Raw genomic sequence first — 24870 nt, 5'->3', positions numbered from 1 at the left:
CAGCCGATGGTTTCGCGCGGTCGCTCAGCCGATGGTTTCGCGCGGTCGTTCAGCCGATCGTGGAGACGCCGCGGCGGAGCAGCGCGCGGGCCGCTCGAGCGCGGGGGATCACCCACACCGCCGCCCACAGGACCATGCCGGCCCAGAGCAGGATCAACATCGTCGTGATGAGGGCGTCGTGCTGGTCACGCATCGACCACGTCATCGCGATCCACAGCGTGCCGAGGACGACCTTGCCCCAGCCGGCTCCTTCGCGGTCGGCCTGCGCCTGCACGAGCGGGATCCAGAGTTCGGCTGGCACGCCGTACGGCACCTGCCCGTCGGCGATCCACTCGCGCACCGCGATCGAACGCTCGTACCCGCCCTCGGCGCGCCACGCTCGGAGCTGCAGGTACACGGCGATCGCGGCACCCGCCGCCGCGGACGGGATGCCGACCGAGACCAGGACGGTGGTGGTCGCCTCGGTGAAGGACGACAGCACGAGCATGACGAGGACGACCGCGAACGCGGCACCCGTCACCCCGGAGCCGAGGAGCCGCAGCCGCCCGGATTCGTCGAGGACACCGGCACCGTTCACGAGGGAGAGGGTACCCGCTACCCCCGGGGTTCTCGGGTGCGGGTGCGGGTGCGGGTGCGCCCCGAGGTTCCGAAATCTCGGCATCTCGTGGCCCCATTCGCTCGGGATCGGCACCTCGGCGATCGTCGCGCGGCATGTCCTGGAACCTCACCGCGTCCTTCGGGCTCGGACTGGAGGCCCGTCCCATGTCGTTCTCCACAGATCCGTCCGACTGTGGTCGGGTCCGGCGCTTCGTGCGCGATGCTCTCGTCATGGGGAGCCGAGCACGAGACGACGACCTGCCGACGCCGTTCCTCGTGCGGCAGGCCATCGCCGCCGGAGCGAAACCGTCACGGTTGACCCGTCGCGACCTCAAGGCTCCGGTCCATGGTGTCCGCGTCGGAGCGGACGTGCCCGTGACGGTCGTCGAAGCGATCGCCGTCGTCCTCCGGAGCGACCAGTTCGTCAGCCACACCACGGCGGCTCGGCTTTGGGGAGCCCCGCTGCCGTCGCGTCTCGACGACGAACTCGTGCACGTGACGGCGATCGGGACCGCGCCGATCATGCGCAGGCCCCAGGTCATCCCGCACCGGACGCGCGTCGAGGGCTTCCGACCCGATCTCGTCCGTGGCATCCCGGTCAGCCCGCCGGCACGCGCGTGGTTCGAGTCAGCATCGCTGCTCACCCCGGTCGAACTCGTCATCCTCGGCGACCACCTCGTCGGCCCGAGCGGCCTCGTCACCATCGACGGACTGGCGGCCGCGGTCGTTGCGGGGAGCCGTTCGGCACGACGAGCACGAGCGGCGCTGGACAAGGTGCGGACAGGAGTCGAGTCACCGATGGAGACCCATCTCCGGCTCGGAGTGGTCGACGCCGGGTTCCCGGAACCCGAGGTGAACCTCGACGTCGTGGACGACCGTGGTTCGTTCCTCGGCCGAGCAGACCTCCCGTGGCCGACGCTCCGGATCGCGCTCGAGTACGACGGCGACCACCACCGTGACCGCCGGACCTTCCAACACGATCAACGCCGGTCGAACGGGTTCGCGGTGAACGGCTGGATCGTCATCCACGCGACAGCTGCCGACACCGGGCGTCCGGCCGTGCTGTTCGAGCGACTCCGACAGGCGTTCGTCCAACGCCAGGTCGAGGGTCGGGCCCGCCGCGCGGCCTGACGAGGCTCCGAAAGCGCCCGATGCCGGGCGGACTCGCCGTGCCGAGGTTCCACGACTCGCCGCCCGTTCGTCGCCGAGGTTCCACAGCGGCGCTCCCAGGGCCCCGAGATGCCGAGATTTCGGAACCTCGGGGACCGACCGACCGATGGACGGGCGGGCGGGGCGGGGCGGGGCGGGGCTCCGCGCGGTCAGCTGTGCGCCAGGAGCCAGCACATGCCGGCGGCGGCGAAGGCCATCGCCCAGCTCACCAGGCTGCCGATCAGGAAGTACTCCGCCTGGTAGCCGGTCGTCTCGCGTCGGATCTCGGGGAACCGGACGATGCCCTTGGCCGCGATCAGTGCGGCGACCACCGGGAAGGCTCCCGTCACCGCGAACCCGGCCAGCAGCAGCCGTTCGATCGGGCCGATCAGGCGTCCGCCCTTGAGGCGCACCGTGCTGTCCCCGGACGCGTCGGTGTCGGCGTCGGAGCGTCGGCGTCGCCCGAACCGGCGGCGGAGGTCATCGGCCTCGGCGCCCGTGGTGGCGCCGCGCTGCAGTCCCGGCGGGAGCGCTTGGGCGACGACCACGTTCGCGGAGTCGACGAGGAACAGCGTCGAGCCGACACCGCCCACGACGGCGGCAAGCGGAACGGCGTCGACGAACGCCAGGCCCGAGCCGTCGTGCCAGTCGACCACGAAACCCGCGCCGTCGGGCAGCGGCCCCCAGAGCAGCAGCACGGCGACGGCGACGGCGAGCAGGACCGCGGGCCAGGACCCGGACCGCCGCAGCAGCCCCCGGGTCGTCGGCGAGTCACGGTCGTCGTCGGCGGTCCCGGCGCCGGCTCGGACCGGCGCCGTCGTGGCGATCCACGCCGCCGCGAGCACCACCGTGACGAGGACACTCCACACGGGGACTCCGAGACCGAGCCATGCCACGGCGGACACCCCGGCCCACAGCACGACGACCGCGATGGTGGTCAGCGTGCGCTGCCGGTGCACGTCGACAGCGGTGCGGGCCCGGACGACGTCGCCAAGACCGATGAGTGCGAGGAGGATCCCGGCGAGCATCAGCGTTCCTGTCCCACGAGGACCCGGAGGCCCTCGACGATCGCGACCGCACCCGACTTCTGCACCGACTGGGACACCGCTGACGGGGTGATCCCCTCGGCTGCGGCGATCTGCGCCTGGGTCCGGCCCTGGACGAGGCCGAGCGCGATGCGTCGTGCCCGGGGCGTCAGGCGGGCCATGACGTGGTCGCGGCTGAGGAAGTAGGCGTTCACGAGTCGCTCCTCGGTGCCGTTGCGATCGTCGGACGCGTGGAACCACGACCGGAGGAAGGACGTCCGGCCGTCTTCACGGCGGTGCGTCTCGTTGATGGCGTCGCGGGCGGACCACCACGCCGGGCCGTCCTGGAGCGGACCGCTCGCGCCGGACCCCACCGTGTGCACCGTCCCGCGCCCCATCCCGAGCCGGACCTGCACCGTCGGTGGCAGCGCGAGCATCGCGGCGGTGCTGGCGACGAGCGCGTCGGTGAGCGTTGCGTAGATCACCTGGAACTCGTCGCCGACGGTCGCGTGCACCGGGTCCACCGGAGTGACGTCGGTCGTCTCGCGGAACGCCCGCTCGACGTCGCGCTGGGCGGCGGGGCGGTCGTCGAGCGTGCGGGAGTCGACGAGATCGAGGATCACGGCGTAGATGGGCTCGTCCGACATGGGTTAAGTGTACGGCTTACTATCGGCGAAATGAAGCCGAGCGCTGAACTGGCTCGCGACCGGGCTGTCCAGCGCAACGATACGGGGGATTGACCTCTAGGATCGAGTCGCGGGCTCTTAGCTCAGTTGGTAGAGCACTTCGTTTACACCGAAGTGGTCGGCGGTTCGAGCCCGCCAGAGCCCACCGCAGACGCGATCACGGGGGTCCGATGAACAGCCGACGACACGAGCCGGTCCGACAGCACTCCGTCGACTACTTGCCGGGAACGAGTGGGAACCCGGTTGCGCCGTTCCAGCGCGACCACCAGCCCGGACAGGGTCCCATCCGTCACGACTGGGTGTACCTCGTCCCGATCGGCGCGGTCCTGATCGGCGGGGTCATCGCGTTCTTCGTGTGGGGGAACTGACCGCACCGCCTGGCCGACCGCACCGCCTGACTGACCGCACCGCCTGACCGACCGCACTGGTCCGCGCGACCGAGGCGGGGCAGGTCACGCGCGCCGACGGCGGACGGGAGGCACGGTGCGGGCCTGCACCTCGCCTCCTATCCGTCCCTCGGTCGCGCCCAGGGCGCGACGTCAGCGCTCGACGTGTTCCAGGTCCGCCAGCAGCGATTCGTGGACCGGCTCCCAATCGAGCGTACGACGCGTGTGCTCGCTCGACGCCGGCTGGTCCATCACGAAGATCGGGGCGAACGCCCCGAACGTCACGTCCGCGACGCGCTCGACCGGCAGTCCGAGCCGTCGGCCGATCACCTCGGCGAGGTCGCGCACCCGGTCGCCCTCGTCGGCCACGGCGTGCCAGACCGTGCCGGCCGGTGCGACCTCCAGTGCCAGCCGGAAGAGCACGGCGGCGTCCCGAGCGTGCACGGCGGGCCAGCGCTGTTCGCCGTCTCCGGGGTACCCGGCCACACCGCTGCCTCGGGCTGTCTCGGTGAGGATGCCCGCGAAGCCGCCCGCGCCGTCGGCGTGCACGGTCCGCGGCAGGCGGATCGCGGACACCCGGACGCCGCGCTCCGCGAGCTCGAGCGCGGCGAGGACCGATCGGGCGCGGCCGGCGACCGGTCCCTCGAGGGGCAGAGGGTCGGCCTCGGTCGACGCCCTGCCCGGGACCCACGGCGTGCCGGACACGACGACGAACGGGCGGTCGGAGCCGACGAGTTCCTCGCCGAGTACGGCCATCGCAGCCGCTTCCTCGGCGATGCCCCGGGTCAGGGCCTCCGGCGAGCTGAAGTCGTTCGAGAACGCGAGGCTGACGACGCCGTCGGCGGCGCGCGCACCGGCACGGAGGACGTCGAGCTCGCTGAGGCCGCCCCGGACAGGTTCGGCTCCCGCCGCGGTGAGGGCTGCAGCCGAGCGTTCCGAGCGGGCGAGCGCAGTGATGCTGTGGCCTGCGGCGATGAGTTCGGCGACGACGGCCGTTCCGATGGTGCCGGTGCCGCCGGTGATGAAGACGCGCATGGGATCCTCCAGTGATGGGACAAGTGTCTCGTCACCGTACACCCGTGATGAGACAATTGTCCCGTCCCGTAGGATGCTCCCATGGCGCGATGGGAACCGGGAGCTCGGGAACGGCTGGTCCTGGCCGCCGTCGACCTGTTCTCCGAACAGGGGTACGACGAGACGACCGTGACGCAGATCGCCGAGCGAGCGGGGGTCACGAAGAGCACCTTCTTCCGACACTTCCCGGACAAGCGCGAACTGCTCGTCGCCGGGCAGGAGACGCTGAGCCGCTTGTTGTCCGAGGGGATCACCGACGCAGCGCCCGAACGTTCACCGCTCGACGCCGTCGCCGCTGGGCTCGAACGTGCATCGGGCGAGATGGGTCCGATGAACCGCGAGCTGGGACCGCGACTCAAGGCCGCGGTCGCCGCGAGCGCCGAGCTGCAGGAGCGCGATGCCCTGAAGAGCGTCGGGATGGCCGCCGCGATGACCGATGCGCTCATCGAGCGCGGGGTCGCGGAACCGACGGCCCGGCTCGCGAGCGAGATGGGCGTGCTCGCCTTCAAACAGGGGTTCGACCGGTGGGCCGGTGCGGCACGCGCTGATGACGACGGGCTCGCGGGTCATGCGCTCGCAGCGTTCGCCGAGCTGCGGGAGGCGGCTGCGGCGCTCCGGTGAGCACCGCCGACGCGGTACGACAATGCCGTTGTCGAACGACGTCGACCTCGTCGTTCCGCATCGGGTGAGCGCCGACCAGCGCCCGACCAGCGCCCGACCAGCGCCCGCGTCAGCCGCCCACCATGTGCGGGTACTCGTCCGAGCGCCCCTGGAACGCGAGGATCGCCGGGTTGCGTACGTGGCCGTCCTCGATCTCGACGGCGCGTCGGATCGTGTCCGAGTCGGCCCACGACGACGGGCCCTCCATGACCGGTCGGAGGAACGGCATGAGCGCCTCGCTGATCTCCCACGTCGTCGAGTTCCAGAGCAGCGACGGACTGTGGTCGACGGCGTAGTAGTTCGTGCTCTCGCCGACGGTGATCATCGGTTCGGCGAAGGTCGTCACCTGCGCCCACTCGAACCCCATCCCCACGTCGATCGAGACGTCGACGATGAGGCTGCCCGGACGGAACACGCCCAGGTCCTCGGTGCGCAGGTACGTGAGCGGAGCGTTCGGGTCCTGGAGCGTGCAGTTGACGACGATGTCGTTCTCGGCCAGGTACGGCGCCAGCGGCACCGGACCGTCCTCGGTCTTCACCGCGTTGCCGCTGGGGTCGTGGTCGTCCTGGCTGATCTGCAGCATGTCGACGGAGGGGATCGGCGATCCCACGGCGGCGATGTCGCGGTTGGTCAGGACGCGGACGTCGTGGATCCCGTGGGCGTTCAGCGCGGTGACGGCACCGCGGGCGGTGGCCCCGAAGCCGATCACGACCGCGGTGAGGCGGCGGCCGTAGTCCCCGGTGGAACCACAGAGCTGCAGGGCGTGGATGACCGAGCAGTAGCCCGCGAGCTCGTTGTTCTTGTGGAACACGTGCAGGCTGAACCCGCCGTCCGACCGCCAGTGGTTCATCGACTCCCACGCGATGAGGGTCAGACGCTTGTCGATCGCGACCTGGGTGAGGGCGGGGTCCTGCACGCAGTGCGGCCAGCCCCACAGGACCTGTCCGTCCCGCAGGTCCTCGAGGTCGGACACCTGGGGCTTGGGGAGCAGGACGACGTCCGACGCGGCGATGAGCTCGTCTCGGTCCGCCATGGCGCCGACGAGGGGTTCGAGGTGGTCGTCCGTGACGCCGAAGCGGCGACCGTACCCACGTTCCAGGATGATGTTCGCGCGCAGGTCTGGGTCGATGCGCTCGAAGTGGGCGGGATGGATCGGGAGGCGGCGTTCGTCGGGTTTCCGCGACTCGGCCAGCACCCCGAGGTGCAGCAGCGGCGATGCTGCCGGTGTTTGGGTCATGGTGCACTCTACGGCCGCTTGCCGCCGCCGAGCGGCCGAGCGGCCACGTCACCCGCGGCGGTCGCCGAGCGCCGTGAGCACCAGGGTCTCCATGTCGGGGCCGTCCTGGGCCCCGTGGTCGATCAACAGTCCGTGCATCCCGGCGGACCGGGCCGCCTCCACGTCGTGCGCGACACTGTCCCCGACGAACAAGCAGCCGCTCGGCTCGACGCCGAGTTCGGCGGACAGGGTCTCGAACGCTCGGCGGTCCGGCTTCTGCGCCCCGATCCGCTCCGAGGTGCACACGACGTCGACCGCGTCGAGCAGGCCGGTCCGGCGCAGCTTGTCGACCTGCTGCGTCTCGGTGCCGTTCGTCAGCACGCCGATGCGGTACCCCCGCACACGGAGCGTCCGCAGCAGCGGCAGGCTCCCCGGGTACGCGCGCCACGATGCCTCGTAGTGGTTCCGGTACGCCTCGAAGAGCTCGTCGAGCCTCCGGTCGTCGGCGGGGATCGGCACGCCGAGCGCGGGCAGCACGGCCCGCAGCCGTTCGCGCCGCTGCTCGGGGAAGCTGATCTGCCCGGCTCGCCACCGCTCGAACTGCTCGGTCTCGGCGGCGAACCAGCGGGCGATGGCGAACGCCGAGGCGGGCACGTCGAGCGACTCGAGGAACCGGGCGGCACCGGTGGTCGCTGCGCCGTGGTGGTCGAACAGCGTCCCGTCGAGGTCGAACCCGATCGCTCGCAGATGCGCCATGTCCTCAGCGTAGGGACGGCGACCTCGCCGACCTGACGTGCTGCGGTTCTCCGCACGATGTGGGCCGGCCCGTCGGAGCTCGGCCAGGATGCACTGGGAGGCGTCGTCCTGCCGGAAGAGGAGTCACCCCATGCGGGTCCTGAGCTACGTCCTGCTCATCGTGCTGATCACGGCGCTCACCCTCGGGGGCACCCTGCTGGCGGTGTTCGAACTCAGCGACGTTTCGGACGTCCTGATCATCGCGGTGAGCGTCAGCATCCCGATGTTCGTCGTCGGACCTGCGGTGGTCGGGTCGTTGGCGGGCTACTGGGACCACCGGTCGTCCACGGACAGTTCCCGGTACCTGCGGTGGTGGCTGCTGGGCGTGGTCGCCGTGGACGTGGCGGGTGCGGTGGTCGTCGTGCTCGCGTCGGTCTCGGCCGGCGCGCCGGTCTGGGTGCCGGTCGTGCTGATCGGGGGAGCGGCGGTGCTGCTGGTGATCGCGCGGCCACTCGGTGCGCTGTTCCGGCGCACGGGGCCGTCGCCGTCGGCGTACCCGGTCGGCCACCGGTTCGGACCGGCCGAACTCCGCCACACGATCGTGGTGATCGCGGTGACCTTCGGCGTGTCCATCGTCGTCGTGACGATCGGCGTGGTGGTCCTGGCGGCCTTCACCGGGGACGACCCCGCTGGACTCACCCAGGCGGCCTTCCTCGCCGGCCAGCTGGTCTTCTCTGCGACCGCGTTCGCGGCCCTGCTCCAGTCGCTGCCGTTGAACGGGCTCTTGCGGGCGTCCGCCGGCCACGACCTCGGTCGGCTCCGCCGGTTCTCGAAGATCGTGCTCCGCGGCGCGGACTTGCCGCTCGAACCGGCTGACCAGGTCGGCGTCGTCCGGTACGCCACGGTTGTCCCACTCGCGCTGCGGTTCCAGCTCGTGTACATCGGCTTGCTCTACACGGCGCTCGCGTTCCAGATGGTGTCGACGTGGATCCGCGGCGACCTCGGGATCCTGCCGCCGGTGTTCCTCGTGCTCATGGTGGCGGTGCTCGTCTGGATCGTCCCGCTGACGCTCCGCCGGATCCGCCGTGCGACGGCCTACGCCGCGCGGCACGCGGACCTGGTCGACATCGACCAGACTTGATCCGTGCCCCAGACGATCCACTTCCACCAGAAGCACCACGACGCCGTCCAGCGCGGCGACAAGGTCACGACGGTGCGCTGGAACGAGGACGTCCGCACCGGCCCCGCGGTGTTCGTCTTCGACGAGCACCCCTCGGCGACCCCGTTGGCTGGCCGGGTCACCGAGGTGACCGACCACCGGTTGACGGAACTCACCCCTCGGGCGGCGCACCAGCCGGCCGACACCGACATGGTCGACTTCGCCCGGCAGCTGCGCGCCAACTACTACCCGGACATGCCGGACGACGCGGTGGTCCAGGTCGCGGTCATCGCGCTCGACGCGACACCGCTTGCGTGACGTCCGCCAGGGCGGTGGACGGGACGACCTGACGGACGGGAGGCGCGGTCCGGGCCCGCCCCGCGCCGCCCGTCCGCCCGTCGGCCCTGCCCAGGGCACGCGGCGGGGATCAGCCGTCGGTCTCGCCGTCGACGCAGTTCTCGACCTGCTGCGCGAGCTGCGAGTCGTCGCTGAACGAGCTCGGCGCCGCGGTCGCGGCGGTGTCCGACACCGCGTCCTGCGCGGTGTCGTTGACGGCGTAGAGCGGCCCGTCGAAGTCGTCGGCGGTCGGGTCGGCGGTGCTCGCCCAGACCGACACGGCGTCCTCCTCGTCGTCCTCGTTCGTGTCGTCGTCGCCCTTCGACATGATGGTGGCGCCGAGGTACCAGCCGCCGTCGCCCTTCTGGATGTTGGCGGCGGTGACGGTGTCGTCCGGGCCGACGGCGTCCGCGATGAGGTCGACCGCGGCACCCGAGGCGAGGTCGCACTCGGCGGCCTGCGACTTCTCCTCGGAACCGGGGAGCTGCCCGACGGGGTTCGGGTTCTGGGCTCCGCCGGGGTCGCAGCCGGTCAGCAGGAAGGCGATGGTGGCGGCACCGAACAGCGTCGTGGCGGTCTTCGTCAGCGTGGACATGGGCGCGACGGTAGGCGACGGGGGATGCGGGACGACCCAGGTGCGTCCGGCCGGTCAGCGGTGCAGCGTCGTCTTCGGGTACTCCCCGTAGCGGGTCGTGTACTCGGCGGAGAACCGGCCGAGGTGCGCGAAGCCCCAGCGCCGGGCGACCTCGCTGACCGAGCTGCTGGCGGCGTCCAGGCGGAGCAGGTCGCCACGGACCCGCTGCAGCCGGACGGAGCGGACGTACGCAGACGGCGGCATCCCGAACAGCCGCTGGAACGACTCCTGCACGGCGCGGACGCTCAATCCGGACACAGCCGCGAGGTCCGACACGGCGATGGGTTCCGCGGCGTGCTCGTGCACGTGGTCGACCGCGCGGCGGATGCGGGCGTTCCGCGGTGCCCACAGGGCGCTCGACGGTTCGGCGGCCTTCGGCGGGTAGAGGGCGAGGAACGCGACGGCCACGGCGCGTGTGGCGTCCGACCACGCGGTCGTCGCGACACCGTGCTCGGCGAGCACCCGCCGCGCGGACTCGAGGACCTGACGCCACCGGGTGACGGCGTCCGCGGTCGGTGCGGTGTGCTCGTCGAGGTGCAGGCCGCCCGAGGGCAGGCCGTGGCGCTCCTCGGCGACGGAGCGGACGAAGGCGCGGTCGAGGTGGACCATGACCGCGTCGTGGTTGCGGGCCTCGACCACGGCGCGTCGTTCGGTGGGCATCAGTGCGGGGGTGCCGTTGTCGACCGCTCCACCGCCGCGGAGCAGGTCGAGCGAGACGACACCGCCGAGCACCAGGACGACGACGTACGCGTCGTCGGGGGCCACGATGCCACGGACGTACCCGCGCATCTGCGACCGGCGGAGCGTCACGTTGCCGTCACCGACGGCCAGGTACCGGAACGAGTACGCGCCGGTCGTCGGCCGGGTCTGCCAGGCGGTGCCCGTCACGAGGCCCGGCAACTGCTCGAGGGCCTGTTCGGGCGAGGACGCCGACGCTTCCAGGCGGACCGGTGCCACCGCGGTGACGGTGGTCTGCGCGGTGGTGTTCGCGGATGACGTCTCGTCGACGGATTGCTGCGGCACGGTGAAGATCCCTGATCGTCTCGAGGAACACAGGAGTTCCGGCAACCGGGGTCCGGGGCAGCTGCCGCAAAGCTACGTCGGTCCTGCTCCGGGCACAAGAGCGGTGATCATGCTCCTGTCCCGAGCTGCGCGCGCTCTCCTACGTTCCGTGACGAATCACTGCGCTGCGTTACGTCGACACTCGTGCGCGTCGCTCGCTCGTGTTTGCATCGCTCCACTGACGAGGGAGTGTTGCATGACGCACGTCGAACGCACCGCCCGCGCGGCCACGGTGCCGCTGCGGATCGCGGTGTTCTCGCACGGCACCGAGGCGCCGCCGGCGACCCGGGCCTACCGCGAGGAGCTCGAGCTGTTCACCGCGGCGGAACGCCTCGGGTACGACGGGGCCTGGGTCCGCCAGTTCCACTTCCGGCACGACGACGCACCGGCTCGCGGCGGACTACCGTCCCCGTTCGTCTTCTTCGCCGCCCTCGCTGAACGGACATCCACCCTGCGCCTCGGGCTCGGCGCGGTCACGCTGCCGCACGAGGACCCGGTCCGGGTCGCGGAGGACGCCGCCGTCCTCGACGCGATCAGCGACGGCCGGGTGGAACTCGGCGTCGCGAACGGTGGCGGCCCGGAGACCCTCGACGTCTTCGCCCCCGGTCTGGTCGGCGCCGACCACGACACCCGTCGTGCCGCGTTCGACGAGCAGCTCGCACGGCTGCTCGACGCGCTGCGCGGTGCGTCACTCGGCACGGGGACCGCACGCCTCAACCCGGACGGCAGCGGGCTGCTCGACCGGATCTGGGACGCCACGCTCAGCGCCGAGAGCGCCGCCATCGCCGCCCACCGGGGGCACGGGGTGCTGATCGGCACCACGCAGACCGTGCCGGCCGAGGTCACCGCGGACGCCTACTACACCGCGCTGCCGGACGACGCCGTTCCCCGCGTCGCACTCTCGACGGCGATCTACCCGGCCCTGGACCGCGAGACCGCGCTGCGCGAGGCGCGTGCCGGCATCGAGGCGAAGTACGCGTGGGGCGAGTCGTTCCTGCCGCCGGCGACGACCCTCGCCGAGAAGGCCGCGTCGCTCAACCTGCACTACGGCACGGCCGACGACATCGCGGAGTCGATCGCGTCGAAGCCGTACTCGCGGTACGCGACGCAGCTCAACGTGCAGGTCGACGACGGCTACGCCGACGTCGGTGCACGGAGGGACGCCCTCGCGCTGTTCGCCGAACAGGTGGCCCCGCAGGTCGGCGCCGTCCTGGCGCGCGAGGCGGTGACGGCATGACCCGCGACGGCGGCCTGGTGCTCGGGGGATGGTGTTCTACCCCGGTGGCGAGCACGTCACGAGCTGGCGTCTGCCGGGCAGCGAACCGGACGCCTACCTGGACGTCGAGTACTACGTCCGGTTCGCGCAGACGCTCGAGCGCGGTGGGTTCGCGACGCTGTTCATCGCCGACGAGCTGTACGTCTGGGACCGCTTCGCGTCGGGCATCGACCACGCCGTGAACATCCGCACCGAGCCCTTCACCCTGCTCGGTGCCCTGTCGCAGCGGACCGAGCACATCGGGCTCGCCGCGACGGTCTCGACCACCTACAACGAGCCGTACCACGTGGCCCGCAAGCTGGCGTCGATCGACCACCTGAGCGAGGGCCGGGCCGCCTGGAACCTCGTCACGAGCGCCTCGGACGAAGAGGCCTGGAACTTCGGTCGCGACGCAAACCTCGACCACGCCGTCCGCTACCGCCGGGGTGCCGAGTTCGTCGACGTCGTGCAGGGCCTCTGGGACAGCTGGGACGACGACGCGTTCCTGTACGACCAGGAGTCCGGCTACTTCGCGAAGCGCGACGGACTGCACGTGCTCGACCACGAGGGCGAGTTCTTCCGCGTGCGCGGGCCGCTCAACATCGCCCGTCCGCCGCAGGCCCACCCGGTGCTGTTCCAGGCCGGGGCATCCGAGGCCGGCCGTGCGCTGGCCGGTGCGAAGGCCGAGGGCGTCTTCACCCTCTGGCAGGACGACCTCGCCGACGCACGGGCCCTGTACGCCGACTACAAGCGCCGCGCCGTCGAGCACGGACGTGACGCGTCGTCGATGCTCATCCTGCCTGCGGTGTCGCCGGTGATCGGCGACACCGAGACCGACGCGCTGCTGCAGCTCGACGAGATCGAGGAGCTGACACCGGACCGCGTCTCGCTCGACCTGCTGTCCCACTACCTGCAGACCGACCTGTCCGACCGGCCGCTCGACGCACCGTTCGAGCACGTCTTCGACGAGACGGCGATCAACCAGTCGAAGTCCGTGTACGAGTCGATCCGCCGCATCGCCGCCGAGGCCACCACGCTGCGCGAGGTGTACCGGACGATCCTGCGCCGTCGGTTCCTGCCGGGCACGCCCGAGCAGATCGCCGACTGGCTGACCGAGCGCTACGAGCAGGATGCAGCCGACGGCTACATGCTCGCGTTCTCGTCGATCCCGGTGAGCGTCGACCGGTTCGTCGACCAGGTCGTGCCCGAGCTCGAACGCCGTGGCGTGTACGACCGCGCGTACCGCGGTGACACCCTGCGGGAGCACTTGGGACTGTCGCGCCCGGCGAACACGCTGCGGGCGCGAGACGGTGCCGTGGAGGCCGGGAGGCCCGACACCGGACCCGACGTCGGTGACGCTGGTCGGGCCTCCCGTCCAGAGCCCGCAGAACGCGGTGCGGGCGCATGAGCGGCCGCATCCTGCTGGGGGCGTTCGCCTTCCACCCGGGCGGCGCGCACGTCACCGGGTGGCGGCACCCGTCCTCGCGCCCCGCCGAGCACCTGAGCATCCGGCACCACCGGCACATCGCGCAGACCGCCGAGCGCGGGGTGTTCGACACGATCTTCCTCGCCGACGGCCTGTACTTCTGGGACCGGTACCCGTCGGGCGTCGACCACTACGGTGCGCTGCGGCCCGAACCGTTCACGCTGCTCGCCGCGCTGTCCCAGGTGACGTCGCGGATCGGCCTCGCCGCGACCGTGTCGACGACGTACAACGAGCCGTACCACGTGGCCAGGACCCTCGCCTCGCTCGACCACCTCAGCGGTGGGCGAGCCGCGTGGAACCTCGTCACGAGCCGGTACGACGAAGAGGCCCGCAACTTCGGTGGTGACGCCCACATCGACCACTCCCGGCGGTACGAGCGCGGTCGCGAGTTCGTCGACGTCGTGAACGGTCTGCTGGACAGCTGGGACGACGACGCGATCGTGGCCGACCCGGCGTCCGGGGTCTTCGCGCGCCGCGACGGCCTGCACCGTCTCGACCACGAGGGCGAGTTCTTCCGGGTGCGCGGGCCGCTCAACACCGCCCGGCCGCCGCAGGGCCACCCGCTGCTGTTCCAGGCCGGCGGGTCCGAGTCCGGGCTGGAACTCGCCGCGGACACGGCCGACGCGGTGTTCACCCGTGGTGGCTCCACCTCGGACGTCCGACGTTTCGTCGACGACCTGCGCGCCCGGGCCGTCCGGCACGGCCGCTCCGCCGACGCGGTGAAGATCATGCCGTCGGTGATGCCGGTCGTGGGGGAGACCGCCGCCGACGCCCGAGCGGAGGCGGACGCGATCCTCGCCCTGACGCCGGACGCCCTCATCCTCGAGGACGTGTCGCACCAGATCGGGCAGGACCTGTCCGGCCGCGACGTCGACGTGCCGTTCGACTACGCCGAGGAGTTCGACACCTCGAACGAGACCCGCTCGCCGAAGCCCGCGGTCGACCGGCTGCTCGCCGACGGCCCGGCGACGCCCCGCGACGTCTACGCGTGGTCGTACCGCCGCAGCCTGCTGACGGGTACCGGTCCGGAGATCGCCGACCGGTTCGAGGAGCTCGCGGACGACGGTGGCGCCGACGGCTTCATCGTGCAGTTCCCGTACCTGCCCGGCGGGATCGACCGGTTCGTCGACCACGTCGTGCCGGAACTGCAGCGCCGCGGCCGGACCGCCACGGCGTACGACGACCTCACCCTGCGCGAGCGCTTCGGGCACCCCCGGGTGCCGGACCGCGCGCACCGCTGACCGCTCCACCCCTCCCAGCACCGCACCCCTGCACCCCGAACCCCTAGGAGTCATCCGTGACCGTCGACCTCACGTCGCGGCGGCGTCGCCTCAAGCGCCTCGCCCTCGCGGCCACCGCGTCCGCCCTCGCCCTCACGCTCGCCGCGTGCTCGTCCGGCGGCGACGCCTCGCCCGGATCATCCTCGGACACCGGCACCTACACGCTCGGGCTCCAGGAGCCCGACAGCACGATCAACCCGCTCACCACCTCGGACTACAACGCGATGTTCATCGTGGGGCTGGCGTCCGAGGGCCTGCTCAGCCAGGATGCGAAGGGCAAGCTCGAGGGCCGTCTGGCCGACTCGTGGAAGGCATCGTCCGACGGACGCACCTGGACGGTGCAGCTCCGCGACGACCTGCAGTTCTCCGACGGTGCCGCGCTCACGAGCAAGGACGTCGTCGCGACGTTCGACTCGATCATCGGCAAGAACAGCCAGTCGCCCGGCAAGTCGAGCTTCGACGGCATCCTGCAGTCGGTCGCCGCCGACGGTGCCTCGACGATCGACTTCACGCTCGCCAAGCCGTACGCCGACTTCCCGTACCTGCTCACGGGCTCGAACACGACCATCCAGCCGGCCGGTTTCGACGCGTCGACGAACTGGGCCAAGCAGCCGGTCGGCGCCGGGCAGTTCGTGCTGACGAAGTACTCGGCGGGTCAGGGCGCCACGTTCACGAAGAACCCCGACTACTGGGACGCGAAGGACGTGGAGCTGCAGCAGGTCGACGTGAAGTTCTACGCCGACGACCAGGCCCAGCTGCTCGCGTTCCAGAGCGGTGAGATCGACCAGATCGCCGCCAGCCCGACCGCGACGTCGACCCTGCAGGCCTCGGACTACAACGAGACCGAGCCGTACTTCAACAAGTTCGACGGCATCTTCCTCGACGTCACCAAGGCGCCGTTCGACGACCCGGAGGTCCGTGAGGCCTTCGCCCTCGCGCTCGACCGCGAGGAGATCGTCAAGACGGTCTACGGTGGCGCAGCCGAGGTCGGCAACGACACCACGTTCTTCCCGAGTTCGGCGATCCAGCCGAAGGAGCTCGAACAGCGCGAGCAGGACAAGGCGAAGGTCGCGGACCTGCTCGGCGGCACGACCGTGTCCTTCGAGATCACGACGCTCGACGCGGAGAAGTCCCTCGCCCAGGTGGTGCAGCAGCAGCTCGAGGCGGTCGGCGGGTTCGACGTCACCCTCAAGGTGCTGACGAGCGCGCAGTACTACGCCGACGGCGACGACACCCCGTGGCTGAACGCCCCGGTGACGATCACGAACTGGGCGCAGCGCCTGCCCGCACAGTACGTCGACCTGATCTACCGCGACGGCGCGGTCTGGAACGCGTCGAAGTACTCGAGCCCGGAGCTCGAGCAGCTGACCGACCGGTACGAGTCGACGACCGACGAGTCGGAGCGGCAGGACCTGGCGAACCAGATCGCGGAGATCGAGTGGACCGACCTGCCCGTGATCGTCCCCGCGTTCGCGTCGAGCAGCATCCTGCTGCAGAAGCGCGTCACGGGCACGTTCCGGTCGGGGCAGGACTTCCCGGGCGGGTTCGACTTCCGGGGCATCGGGGTCACCGCGTCATGAGCACCGCGCGCCGCCGTCATCTGCTGACCCTGGTCGGGCAACGGGTCGTCCAGATCCCGCTCGTCCTGGTCGTGGTCTCCGTCCTGACGTTCTGGCTCGTCCAGGTCGTGCCGGGTGACCCGGGCCGGAACGCCCTCGGGCAGTACGCGACGGCGGCGCAGGTGCGCGCGTGGAACGTCGACCACGGGCTCGACGGGTCCCTCGTCACCCGGTACCTGCACTGGATCGGCGGGTTCGTCACGGGGGACTGGGGCACGAGCTTCGTCTACTCCGAGCCGGTCCGCGACCTGGTGCTCGGTCGCCTCGGAAACTCCCTGCTGCTCGGCGCGTACGCGTTCGTCATCATGGTGCCGGTCGCGATCACGCTGGGCGCCGTGCAGGCGTACCGGCAGGGCCGCCGCTCCGACCGCGCCGTCACGGTCGGGCTGCTGACGATCTCGGCGGTGCCGGAGTTCGTCGTCGGGATCGTGCTGCTGCTCGTCTTCGCGGTCTGGCTGCGGGTGGTGCCCGTGCAAGCCTCCGGCGCGCTCGACGCCGGGTTCGGCGAGCGGCTCCGGGTGCTCACGCTGCCCGCCGTGGTGCTCGCACTGGCGTACCTCGCCGTCCTGACCCGGATGGTGCGTGCGGGGACGATCGAGACCATCCGGTCGCAGTTCCACCGCACCGCCGTGCTCAAGGGCCTGACCACCGGCCAGGTCGTCCGCCGGCACGTCGTCCGCAACGCGCTCATCCCGACGTTCTCGGTGCTCGGCATCTACCTCGGCACCCTGCTCGGCGGCAGCGTCATCGTCGAGACCCTGTTCTCCTACCCGGGCCTCGGCGCGCTGCTCGTGTCGGCCGCCGAGCGCAAGGACGCCCTGCTGCTCGAGAGCGGGGTGATGCTCGCCGGGGCGCTCTCGCTCGGCGCGCTCCTGCTCACCGACCTGCTGTTCGTGGTGGTCGATCCCCGGATCCGCTTCGAACGGGCGGCCACCGCATGACCGCCGTCGTCCCCGGTGCCGTCGAGACCGATGCCCTGGCCGGAGGTCCGCCGGCGTCGACCACCACGGGCACCGCACGGGTCACCCGCCGCGGCTGGCGCGGACTGCGCCGGCGTCCCACGTTCCTGGTCTCCGTGGCGATCCTGCTCTGGTGGGTCGTCCTGGCCGTGGGCTGGCACCTGCTCGGCCTGCAGCCCTTCGCCCGCACCGGCGAGCTCCTGCAGGCACCGAGCGCGGCGCACTGGTTCGGCACCGACTCGCTCGGTCGCGACGTCTTCGCCCGCGTCGCCGCCGGGGCCCGGCCGGCGCTCGTCATCGGCCCGTTCGGCGCGGCACTGGCGACCGTCGTCGGCGGCACCCTGGGCCTGCTCGCCGGCTACCACCGCGGCTGGGTCGACACCGCCCTGATGCGGTTCTTCGACGTGCTGCTCGCGTTGCCCAGCCTGATCTTCCTGGTCGTCCTCGTCGGTGCGTTCGGGGTGTCGACGCCCGCGCTCGTCCTCATCGTCGGCGTGCTCTTCGCCCCGGGCATCGCGCGGATCGTCCGGGCCGCGGTGCTCGTCGAGATGGGCAAGTCCTACGTCCAGGCCGCACGGCTGCAGGGCGAGAGCTCCGTCCGGGCGATGGTCACCGAGTTGCTGCCGAACGTGATCGGGGTCTTCGTGATCCAGGCGGTCCTGAGCCTCGGTGCCGCGATCTTCATCACCGCGTCGCTGTCGTTCCTCGGGCTCGGTTCGCAACCACCGGCCGCCGACTGGGGACTCGACATCAACGCGAACCGCGCCTACCTGCAGGCCGCGTGGTGGACGGTCGTGTTCCCGGGTGTCGCCGTGGCGTCGATCGTCGTGTCCGCGAACCTGATCGCCGACAACCTCAAGGAGGTCTCCGAGTGAGCGAACAGCTCCGGACCGCCGGCACGACCGACGCGCTGGTCCGCGTCGAGGGACTCACGGTGTCGTACCGCGGCACCCGGGTGGTCGACGACGTCGCGTTCGTGATCGAGCCCGGTGGCTCGTACGGGCTCGTGGGCGAGTCCGGCTCCGGCAAGAGCACCGTGGCCGGCACGCTGACCGCGTCGCTCGGCCCGGACGCCGCCGTCGAGTCGTCGGCGCTGGTCGTCGACGGCGTCGACGTCGCGTCCCTGCGCGGTGAGCGGCTGCGGCGGTTCCGGCGCGACGTCGTGGCGGTCGTCCACCAGGAACCCGGCCTCGCCCTCAACCCGACGATGACGGTCGGACGCCAGGTCGCCGAGGTGCTGCGCGCCACGGGCTCCGGCCGCGCGGCTGCGGACACCGCGACGATCGAGGCGTTCACCCGCGTCGGGCTGCCGTCGCCGACGACGATCGGCGTGCGGTACCCGCACGAGCTGTCCGGCGGTCAGCAGCAGCGCGTCGCGATCGCCATGGCCCTGGTGGCCCGTCCGCGCCTGCTCGTGCTCGACGAACCCACGACGGGCCTGGACAGCACGGTCGAGGCGGGCATCATGGCGCTCATCGACGAGCTCCGGACCGAGATCGGCTTCGCGACCCTGCTCATCAGCCACAACCTGCCGCTGGTCGCGGCGCACTGCGGCCGGGTCGGGGTGCTCCGCCACGGGGTGCTCGTCGAGGAAGGCACCGCGACCCAGGTGCTGCTCCACCCCACGGAGCCGTACACGAAGCAGCTCGTCGACGCCCTGCCCGACATCACGACGGGCAAGACGGGAACGACAGCCGAGACCGCACAGCACGACGTGCTCGCGACGATCAGGGGCCTCCGCAAGGAGTACGACGGCGCCGTCGCCCTCGACGGCATCGACCTCGAGCTGCGCCGCGGTGAGGTGCTGGGCGTCGTGGGGGAGTCCGGCTCCGGCAAGACGACCTTCGGTCGAGCCCTCGCCGGACTGGTCCGACACGACGGCACGATCACGCTCGATGCGGGCGACCGGACGCCGGCCGGCACCCCACCCGTGCAGGTCGTGTTCCAGAACGCGGACGCCTCGCTCAACCCGCGGCGCACCGTCCGGCAGGTGCTCGGAAGGGCGATCCGGCTGCTGCACGGCGACGGCACCGCCGAACAGCTCGCGGCGCGTGTCGGGCTGCCCGCCGACGTCCTCGACCGCCGGCCCGCGCAGCTGTCCGGCGGGCAGAAGCAGCGCGTCGCCATCGCCCGGGCGTTCGCCGGACCGGTGCCGCTCGTGGTGTGCGACGAACCGACGTCCGCCCTCGACGTCTCGGTGCAGGCGCGGATCCTCGACCTGGTGCTCGACCTGCAGCGCACCACCGGCACGACCTGCGTGTTCATCTCGCACGACCTCGCCGTCGTGCGCCGGGTCGCCGACCGCATCGCGGTCTTCGACGGCGGTCGCGTCGTCGACGTGGGCCCCGCGGAGCGGCTGTTCGACGCGGACGCGCACCCGCGCACCCGCGAGCTCGTCGCGGCCGCGCTCGACCTGCGCCGGCGCGCCGGTCTGGTGGCTCCCGCGGCCTGAGTGGGGCCCTGGACCCGCGCACGTGGCGGACGGCAGGCCCGTGGCGGATCCGCCACGGGCCTCCCGTCCGCCTGTCGGTCGCGCCCACTGCCGCGGACGCCAAGCGTTCCGCGCTACTTCGCGAGGAACTCCAGCACCACGCGGTTCCACTCGTCGGGGTGGCTGACGTTGACGCCGTGCGGACCACCGGACACGACGTGCAGCTCGGAGCCGGCGATCGCGGCGTGCGTACGGGCACCCGAGCCCTCGAACGGCACGGTCGCGTCGCCGTCGCCGTGGATGACGAGCGTCGGCACAGTGACCTTCGACAGGTCGTCACGGAAGTCGGTGTTCGCGAAGGACGCCATCGCCTCGAGCGCGGCGGTCTTCGACGCCTGCTTCGCGAGCGTGAGTGCCTGCTGCCGGTCCTCCTCGGAGACGACCAGGGTGCCGTCCACCGAGAAGAAGTCGGTCGTGAACTGGTCGTAGAACGCATCCTCGTCCTTCGTCAGGCCCGCGGTCATCTCGGCCGCCTGCTCCTTCGGCAGCGGGCCGTCCGGGTTGTCCGACGTCTGCAGCAGGTACGGCGGCACGGCGGAGGCGAAGACGACGCTGTGCAGCCGCTCGGTGCCGTACTTCGAGAAGTAACGGGCGACCTCGCCGCCGCCCATCGAGAAGCCGACGAGGGTGACGTCCCGCAGGTCGAGCTCGGTGAGGATCGTGTGCAGGTCCTCGGTCAGGTGGTCGTAGTCGTAGCCGGTCTTCGGCTTGTCGCTGCGACCGAAGCCGCGACGGTCGTAGGTGACGACGCGGTGTCCGGCGTCGACGAACGCCGGGACCTGCTTGCTCCAGGACTCGCCGGAGAGCGGCCAGCCGTGGATCAGGACGACGGTGCGGCCGGAGCCGCCGGTGTCGTCGACGTGCAGGTTCGTGTCCTTGAAGAGCCCGTGGTGGGCGGTGATCTCGGTCAAGAGTCGCTTCCTTCCCGCGCCGCACGGGTGGCGGCACGCACCTCGTTGCTACCAGCGGGATCCCGAGCGACAGCGCGGAGTGGACAGACCCCTCGGCGCCGTCTCCGGGTCCGCTGTCTGTGACGCATCCGGCGACCACGGCCTACTGTCCAGCAGGATCAGGGAACCGTCACCGCGGCGGGTGCCCCTCGTCACGAGGGAGCGCCGATGAAGTACGTCAACTACGCCGGGAGCGTCCGGGTCCTGACCGGCGACACGGTTGCCGACGCGGTGATCCGGTACGCGGCCGCCCTGCACCAGAGCCGGTTGAGCGATGTCGTGTCCGTGCCGACGACCGACGAGTTCGGCGCGGTCAGCACCGTGGAGCTGCTCCTCGCACCAGCCGTGGCGGTCGCCCTGGAGCCGGCACCGGACGACGACCTGGAGCCCGAGGGAGCGGCGTTCCTGGCGGAGATCAGCCGACGGACCGAGGCGGTCCTGGCGGTCGACGCCAGCAGGTTCGCGACCGACCTCGGCCGGTGACGGCCGCAGCGACCGCGCTGCGGTCAGGCGACCGGTCCGTCGCCCGTCAGGTCCGAGCGGGTGTCGGCGTGGATCGTCTCGGGGTGGTCGAACGTCCGCGCTGCAGCACGCAGGCGTTCCACGAACTCACCGTTCTCGACCTCGAGCTCGTCGTCGTCCGCATCGACGACGACGATCTCGCTCGACGGGCCGATGAGCATCTTCGTGGTCGTCATCGTGCCGTCCTCCGCCACCGTCGGGATCGCGATCGCGTCGGCGCGACTGCCGCCTGCGAGCGCTGCGGCGTACTCGATCACGGCGTCGGCGACGTCGTCGCTCGTCAGGAACGTGGAGCGGTCGTACTGGATGTACTTCATGTCGGATCAGTCAAACGCGCGGATGCTGGTCGACGTCCAGGAAACCCGGCGCGTCGTGCGTTGCGCGGATGCCGACATGTCGCGAGGATCATCACGTGCCCGAGATGATGCACCGCACGCAGCGGGAGATCAGGACAGACGAGCCGTCGGTCGCGGCCGAGGCGCTGTCGGTGACCCACGTGACCCACGGACTCACCGTCGAGGCGACCGGAGCGGGCTTCGTCTTCGAGGAACGCGTGCGGGGCACCGCCCTGCTCTCCCTCGAGTCGACGCGGTGCACGGGCGTCCTGAGCGGCGCGGTCGAGCCCGGGCGGGCGATGATGATCGTCTGGGTGAAGTCCGGTTCGGCGCACGTCGACGACAACCCGGTGCAGATCGGCCGCCCGGTGCTCTACCGACAGGACCCGCAGCGGTTCCGGTGGGTGGACTTCCAGCACGACGTGCTGCGCATCGACCGGACGATCGTCGAGCAGGTCGCCGCCGAGCGCGGTGACTGGGCGCCGGGTCCGCTCGAGTTCCGTCCCCGGCACGTCCCAGAGGGGGCGCCGCTCGCCGCCTGGTGGCTCATGGTCCGGTCGGTCGCGCAGGAGGTCCTGCAGGGTCCGACGGACGTGCCGCTCGAGCGGGAGCGCGAGCTCGCCCGGTTCGCCGCCGGCGGCTTGCTGACCGCGATCCCGCACTGGCCGGTGGGGCAGCACGAGCCGGTGATGGCGTCGACCGCGCGCTTCGCCCGTGCCGAGACGTTCCTGCTCGACCACGCGACCGAGCAGATCACCGTCAACGACGTCGCCGAGGCCGCGGGGCTGAGTGTCCGCGGGGTGCAGGCGGCGTTCCAGCGGCACCACGGCATCACGCCGACGATGTACCTGCGTCGGATCCGGCTCCTGCTCGCCCGGGAGCAGCTCGAGGCGGGCGACGACCGCAGCGTCGCCGAGATCGCCCGGGCGACGGGGTTCGCGCACCTGGGCCGGTTCGCCGGGAGCTACCGGCAGGAGTTCGGGGAGCTGCCACGGCAGACGGCGCTGGCGGCGCGGGAGTAGCGGTCCGGGGCATTACCGCAAGGATCACGCAACGGCCCGAGAGTCCGTTGTCGGTCTCCTGGGGAGCGCTTACGTTTCCGGTGTGTGGTGTCGCCGCACGACTCCCTCGAGCCCAGGAGGCCGCATGGCCACGCCAGCCGTCCCCGTCCCCTCCACGTTCTCCCGACGCCTCCGCGAGGACGTCGCGCACGCCCGGGAGCACGTCCTGCTCACGGCACTGCTCGGCTCGCCGTTCCTGCCGCGGGTGGTGCGACGGCTGCTGCTGACCGCCGCGGGCGCCCGTGCCGAGTCGGCTCCCGGCCCCGGGTTCTCGCTGACCGGCGACCCGCGCAACCTGTCGGTCGCGCGCGGTGTCTACTTCAACCGCGGGACGACCATCGAGGCCATCGCCCCCGTCAGCATCGGTGCGAACGCCGCGATCGGCATGCAGGTCCTCATCATGACGAGCCACCACGCGATCGACGCCGACGGCCGGTGGAGCGACACCGCGACCGGCCGTCCGGTCGTCATCGAGGACCGCGTGTGGATCGGCGGCCGTGCGACGATCCTGCCCGGCGCGCACATCGAGCACGACGTGGTCGTCGCGGCCGGCGCGGTCGTCACCGGGCGCCTGCTGGCGCACGGCGTCTACGCCGGCGTGCCGGCGAAGCGCATCCGCGACCTGGCCGGGGCGGAACCGGCCACGGACCGCACCGCGACCGCCTGACGGCCTGGAGGCCCGTGGCGGCGCCGCCACGGGCCTCCAGGCCGCATCGACGCCCGTCCAGGGCACCGTGCCCTTCCGCGGGCACGTCGCGTCTGCGACGATGGGCGCGCAGCGGGTGACGACGCCCGCCCGTCGTGAGGAGTCCACCGTGTCCGTGCGTCTCAACCCGTACCTCGGCTTCCGCTCGGGGGCCCGCGAAGCCCTCGACTTCTACCACTCGGTGTTCCACGGCGAGCTCACGATCGGCACCTTCGGCGAAGCCGGCATGAGCCAGGACCCCGCCGACGCCGACAAGGTGATGCACGGGCAGCTCGAGGGCGAGAACGGCCTGCTGCTGATGGCCTCGGACGCGCCGACGGGCATGCAGACCCCGTCGGAGAGCACGATCTCGCTCTCGCTCAGCGGCGACGACACCGAGGCCCTGACCCGCTACTGGAACGGACTCGCCGACGGCGCGTCGATCATCGAACCGCTCACGACGGCCCCGTGGGGCGACACCTTCGGGATGCTCACCGACCGGTTCCGGGTCACGTGGCTCGTGAACATCAGCGGCCCGGCGAGCTGACGGGGACCGGGCCGACGCTCGCCGCGATCGGCCACCGCGGCACCCAGCACCGGACACGGGCGGCGTAGCGGCGGAAGTCGTCGCCGAAACGGGCCTCGAGGTCGGCCTCCTCGAGCGGTCGGACCACGCAGTTCCACACGATCGACCCGGCGAGCGCGTAGGCGACGACCATCCACGACCCGAGCAGCAGCCCGACGGCGACGCCCTGCGTGATGCCGGCGAGCGCCATCGGGTTCCGCACCGAGCGGTACGGGCCGGCGACGACCAACCGGTTCGCACTGGCGGACGGCAGCGGGGTACCAGCGCCCTTCGTCGACATCGCCGCCGCCGACGCGATGCCGAGCGCGCTGGCGAGCGCGAGGACGACGAGCCCGACCACCAGCAACGCGGTCACGACCGGTCCGGGCAGTGCGGGGTGCAGCCGCCAGCGGTGCTCGGCGACGGCGATGCCCACGGGGAACACCCCGAGGAACAGCCCCCAGAAGACGACGATCTGCACGGTCGTCGCCACCACGTGCCGTGACGTCGCGGCACCCGGGTCGGCGGTGCGGAACCGCAGCGGACCGGACGTCAACCACTCGGTCGGTACCCGGCCGAGCAGGACGAGGGCGAGGGCCAGCGCGGAGCCGACGGCCGCCGCGGTCATGACGACGACGCCCCAGCCGGCCTCACCGGTGCCGGTCGCCCAGACGACGAGGCCGGCGAGGACGAGGGCCGTCCACACGGTGGCCACGGTCGCCGCGATCCGCCCGACCGTGCCCGCCGAGACCGCTACGAGCGCCGAGGCGCCGACGAAGAGCGGGACGTCGAGGGCAGCGACGACCACCGGGTCCAGCGAGCCGAGCGTGAGCGTCCGGACGGCGGGGACGGTCGCGACGGTGATCCACCACGCCGCGCCGCCGAGGGCCTGCAGTGCGAAGTAGAGCCGGCCCCAGGACACGTCTGCACGCTAGCAGGGCGA

The 24870-nt window shown here is 71.7% G+C and carries 27 protein-coding genes and 1 tRNA gene; 17 read left to right on the top strand and 11 right to left on the bottom strand.

Annotated elements, in window-relative coordinates; genetic code table 11:
- Positions 1-49 precede the first annotated feature (49 nt).
- Complete coding sequence (locus ABH929_RS09125; protein WP_205462262.1) at positions 50-577, bottom strand: hypothetical protein; 528 nt, start codon at positions 575-577, stop codon at positions 50-52.
- Positions 578-828: 251 nt separating this feature from the next.
- On the opposite strand from ABH929_RS09125, the gene ABH929_RS09120 reads away from it, so the two are divergent.
- Positions 829-1728 carry a hypothetical protein gene (locus ABH929_RS09120; protein ID WP_404560947.1) on the top strand — a complete coding sequence of 300 codons (900 nt, stop codon included), beginning with the start codon at positions 829-831 and terminating at the stop codon, positions 1726-1728.
- Positions 1729-1916: 188 nt separating this feature from the next.
- On the opposite strand, the gene ABH929_RS09115 is transcribed toward ABH929_RS09120, so the two are convergent.
- On the bottom strand, positions 1917-2774 hold the full coding sequence (locus ABH929_RS09115; RefSeq protein ID WP_404560946.1) for a hypothetical protein: 858 nt from the start codon (positions 2772-2774) through the stop codon (positions 1917-1919).
- The gene (locus tag ABH929_RS09110; RefSeq protein WP_404560945.1) at positions 2774-3418 is read right to left on the bottom strand and encodes a SatD family protein; all 645 of its coding nucleotides are present in this window, start codon (positions 3416-3418) and stop codon (positions 2774-2776) included. The genes ABH929_RS09115 and ABH929_RS09110 overlap by 1 nt, the downstream gene beginning before the upstream one ends.
- 111 nt (positions 3419-3529) lie before the next feature.
- On the opposite strand from ABH929_RS09110, the gene ABH929_RS09105 reads away from it, so the two are divergent.
- Positions 3530-3602, top strand: a tRNA-Val gene (locus ABH929_RS09105).
- A 25-nt stretch (positions 3603-3627) separates the two neighbouring features.
- Positions 3628-3825 (top strand): hypothetical protein, encoded by a 198-nt coding sequence (locus ABH929_RS09100; protein ID WP_214546992.1) that lies wholly within the window; start codon positions 3628-3630, stop codon positions 3823-3825.
- A gap of 171 nt (positions 3826-3996) precedes the next feature.
- On the opposite strand, the gene ABH929_RS09095 is transcribed toward ABH929_RS09100, so the two are convergent.
- Positions 3997-4878, bottom strand: coding sequence for an NAD-dependent epimerase/dehydratase family protein (locus tag ABH929_RS09095; protein WP_404560944.1), 882 nt, complete (start codon positions 4876-4878; stop codon positions 3997-3999).
- An 81-nt stretch (positions 4879-4959) separates the two neighbouring features.
- Between ABH929_RS09095 and ABH929_RS09090 the strand changes: the two genes are divergently transcribed.
- Positions 4960-5538, top strand: coding sequence for a TetR/AcrR family transcriptional regulator (locus tag ABH929_RS09090; protein WP_123292596.1), 579 nt, complete (start codon positions 4960-4962; stop codon positions 5536-5538).
- Positions 5539-5647: 109 nt separating this feature from the next.
- Here the strand turns inward: ABH929_RS09090 and ABH929_RS09085 are convergent, their stop codons facing one another.
- Positions 5648-6814: a N(5)-(carboxyethyl)ornithine synthase gene (locus tag ABH929_RS09085; protein ID WP_404560943.1), complete on the bottom strand. Its 1167-nt coding sequence runs from the start codon at positions 6812-6814 to the stop codon at positions 5648-5650.
- 48 nt (positions 6815-6862) lie between these two features.
- Positions 6863-7549 (bottom strand): HAD family hydrolase, encoded by a 687-nt coding sequence (locus ABH929_RS09080; protein WP_404560942.1) that lies wholly within the window; start codon positions 7547-7549, stop codon positions 6863-6865.
- 130 nt (positions 7550-7679) lie between these two features.
- Between ABH929_RS09080 and ABH929_RS09075 the strand changes: the two genes are divergently transcribed.
- Both ABH929_RS09075 and ABH929_RS09070 read left to right on the top strand, forming a co-directional pair.
- Entirely contained in the window at positions 7680-8669 is a 990-nt protein-coding gene (locus ABH929_RS09075; RefSeq protein WP_404560941.1) for a hypothetical protein, read from the top strand.
- 3 nt (positions 8670-8672) lie between these two features.
- On the top strand, positions 8673-9005 hold the full coding sequence (locus ABH929_RS09070; protein WP_404560940.1) for an ASCH domain-containing protein: 333 nt from the start codon (positions 8673-8675) through the stop codon (positions 9003-9005).
- 109 nt (positions 9006-9114) lie between these two features.
- Here ABH929_RS09070 and ABH929_RS09065 read toward each other — a convergent pair whose 3' ends face one another.
- Complete coding sequence (locus ABH929_RS09065) at positions 9115-9618, bottom strand: hypothetical protein (RefSeq protein WP_404560939.1); 504 nt, start codon at positions 9616-9618, stop codon at positions 9115-9117.
- A gap of 54 nt (positions 9619-9672) precedes the next feature.
- On the bottom strand, positions 9673-10680 hold the full coding sequence (locus ABH929_RS09060; RefSeq protein WP_404560938.1) for a helix-turn-helix transcriptional regulator: 1008 nt from the start codon (positions 10678-10680) through the stop codon (positions 9673-9675).
- Between the two features lie 235 nt (positions 10681-10915).
- Here ABH929_RS09060 and ABH929_RS09055 point away from each other — a divergent pair, with 235 nt between their 5' ends.
- The 7 genes from ABH929_RS09055 to ABH929_RS09025 are packed head-to-tail and all read left to right on the top strand — an operon-like array spanning position 10916 to position 19770.
- Entirely contained in the window at positions 10916-11956 is a 1041-nt protein-coding gene (locus ABH929_RS09055; protein WP_404560937.1) for an LLM class flavin-dependent oxidoreductase, read from the top strand.
- Between the two features lie 28 nt (positions 11957-11984).
- Positions 11985-13382: an LLM class flavin-dependent oxidoreductase gene (locus ABH929_RS09050; RefSeq protein ID WP_404560936.1), complete on the top strand. Its 1398-nt coding sequence runs from the start codon at positions 11985-11987 to the stop codon at positions 13380-13382.
- Positions 13379-14701: an NtaA/DmoA family FMN-dependent monooxygenase gene (locus ABH929_RS09045; RefSeq protein WP_404560935.1), complete on the top strand. Its 1323-nt coding sequence runs from the start codon at positions 13379-13381 to the stop codon at positions 14699-14701. The genes ABH929_RS09050 and ABH929_RS09045 overlap by 4 nt, the downstream gene beginning before the upstream one ends.
- Before the next feature lie 56 nt (positions 14702-14757).
- Positions 14758-16320: an ABC transporter substrate-binding protein gene (locus ABH929_RS09040; protein ID WP_404560934.1), complete on the top strand. Its 1563-nt coding sequence runs from the start codon at positions 14758-14760 to the stop codon at positions 16318-16320.
- Positions 16317-17300: an ABC transporter permease gene (locus tag ABH929_RS09035; RefSeq protein ID WP_404560933.1), complete on the top strand. Its 984-nt coding sequence runs from the start codon at positions 16317-16319 to the stop codon at positions 17298-17300. Before ABH929_RS09040 ends, ABH929_RS09035 begins: the two co-directional genes overlap by 4 nt.
- On the top strand, positions 17297-18193 hold the full coding sequence (locus ABH929_RS09030) for an ABC transporter permease (protein WP_404560932.1): 897 nt from the start codon (positions 17297-17299) through the stop codon (positions 18191-18193). Before ABH929_RS09035 ends, ABH929_RS09030 begins: the two co-directional genes overlap by 4 nt.
- Positions 18190-19770, top strand: coding sequence for an ATP-binding cassette domain-containing protein (locus ABH929_RS09025; RefSeq protein ID WP_404560931.1), 1581 nt, complete (start codon positions 18190-18192; stop codon positions 19768-19770). Before ABH929_RS09030 ends, ABH929_RS09025 begins: the two co-directional genes overlap by 4 nt.
- 113 nt (positions 19771-19883) lie before the next feature.
- Here ABH929_RS09025 and ABH929_RS09020 read toward each other — a convergent pair whose 3' ends face one another.
- The gene (locus ABH929_RS09020) at positions 19884-20720 is read right to left on the bottom strand and encodes an alpha/beta fold hydrolase (protein ID WP_263091592.1); all 837 of its coding nucleotides are present in this window, start codon (positions 20718-20720) and stop codon (positions 19884-19886) included.
- 207 nt (positions 20721-20927) lie between these two features.
- On the opposite strand from ABH929_RS09020, the gene ABH929_RS09015 reads away from it, so the two are divergent.
- Positions 20928-21242, top strand: coding sequence for a hypothetical protein (locus tag ABH929_RS09015; RefSeq protein WP_404560930.1), 315 nt, complete (start codon positions 20928-20930; stop codon positions 21240-21242).
- A 23-nt stretch (positions 21243-21265) separates the two neighbouring features.
- On the opposite strand, the gene ABH929_RS09010 is transcribed toward ABH929_RS09015, so the two are convergent.
- Positions 21266-21598 carry a hypothetical protein gene (locus tag ABH929_RS09010; protein WP_111085665.1) on the bottom strand — a complete coding sequence of 111 codons (333 nt, stop codon included), beginning with the start codon at positions 21596-21598 and terminating at the stop codon, positions 21266-21268.
- Positions 21599-21702: 104 nt separating this feature from the next.
- Here ABH929_RS09010 and ABH929_RS09005 point away from each other — a divergent pair, with 104 nt between their 5' ends.
- From ABH929_RS09005 to ABH929_RS08995, 3 genes are all read left to right on the top strand, one after another.
- Complete coding sequence (locus ABH929_RS09005) at positions 21703-22638, top strand: helix-turn-helix domain-containing protein (RefSeq protein ID WP_404561124.1); 936 nt, start codon at positions 21703-21705, stop codon at positions 22636-22638.
- A 124-nt stretch (positions 22639-22762) separates the two neighbouring features.
- A complete protein-coding gene (locus tag ABH929_RS09000) occupies positions 22763-23344 on the top strand; it encodes a DapH/DapD/GlmU-related protein (protein ID WP_404560929.1) in 582 nt (193 codons plus the stop codon).
- Between the two features lie 148 nt (positions 23345-23492).
- Positions 23493-23909: a VOC family protein gene (locus tag ABH929_RS08995; protein ID WP_263091596.1), complete on the top strand. Its 417-nt coding sequence runs from the start codon at positions 23493-23495 to the stop codon at positions 23907-23909.
- On the opposite strand, the gene ABH929_RS08990 is transcribed toward ABH929_RS08995, so the two are convergent.
- Positions 23890-24849 carry a methyltransferase family protein gene (locus ABH929_RS08990; RefSeq protein ID WP_404560928.1) on the bottom strand — a complete coding sequence of 320 codons (960 nt, stop codon included), beginning with the start codon at positions 24847-24849 and terminating at the stop codon, positions 23890-23892. The genes ABH929_RS08995 and ABH929_RS08990 overlap by 20 nt on opposite strands.
- Positions 24850-24870: the final 21 nt, after the last annotated feature.

It is taken from the genome of Curtobacterium sp. AB7 (assembly GCF_044909335.1).
GTDB lineage: Bacteria > Actinomycetota > Actinomycetes > Actinomycetales > Microbacteriaceae > Curtobacterium.
The sequence above is the reverse complement of the archived record's forward strand: the minus strand, read 5'-3'. Positions and strand labels throughout refer to the sequence as shown.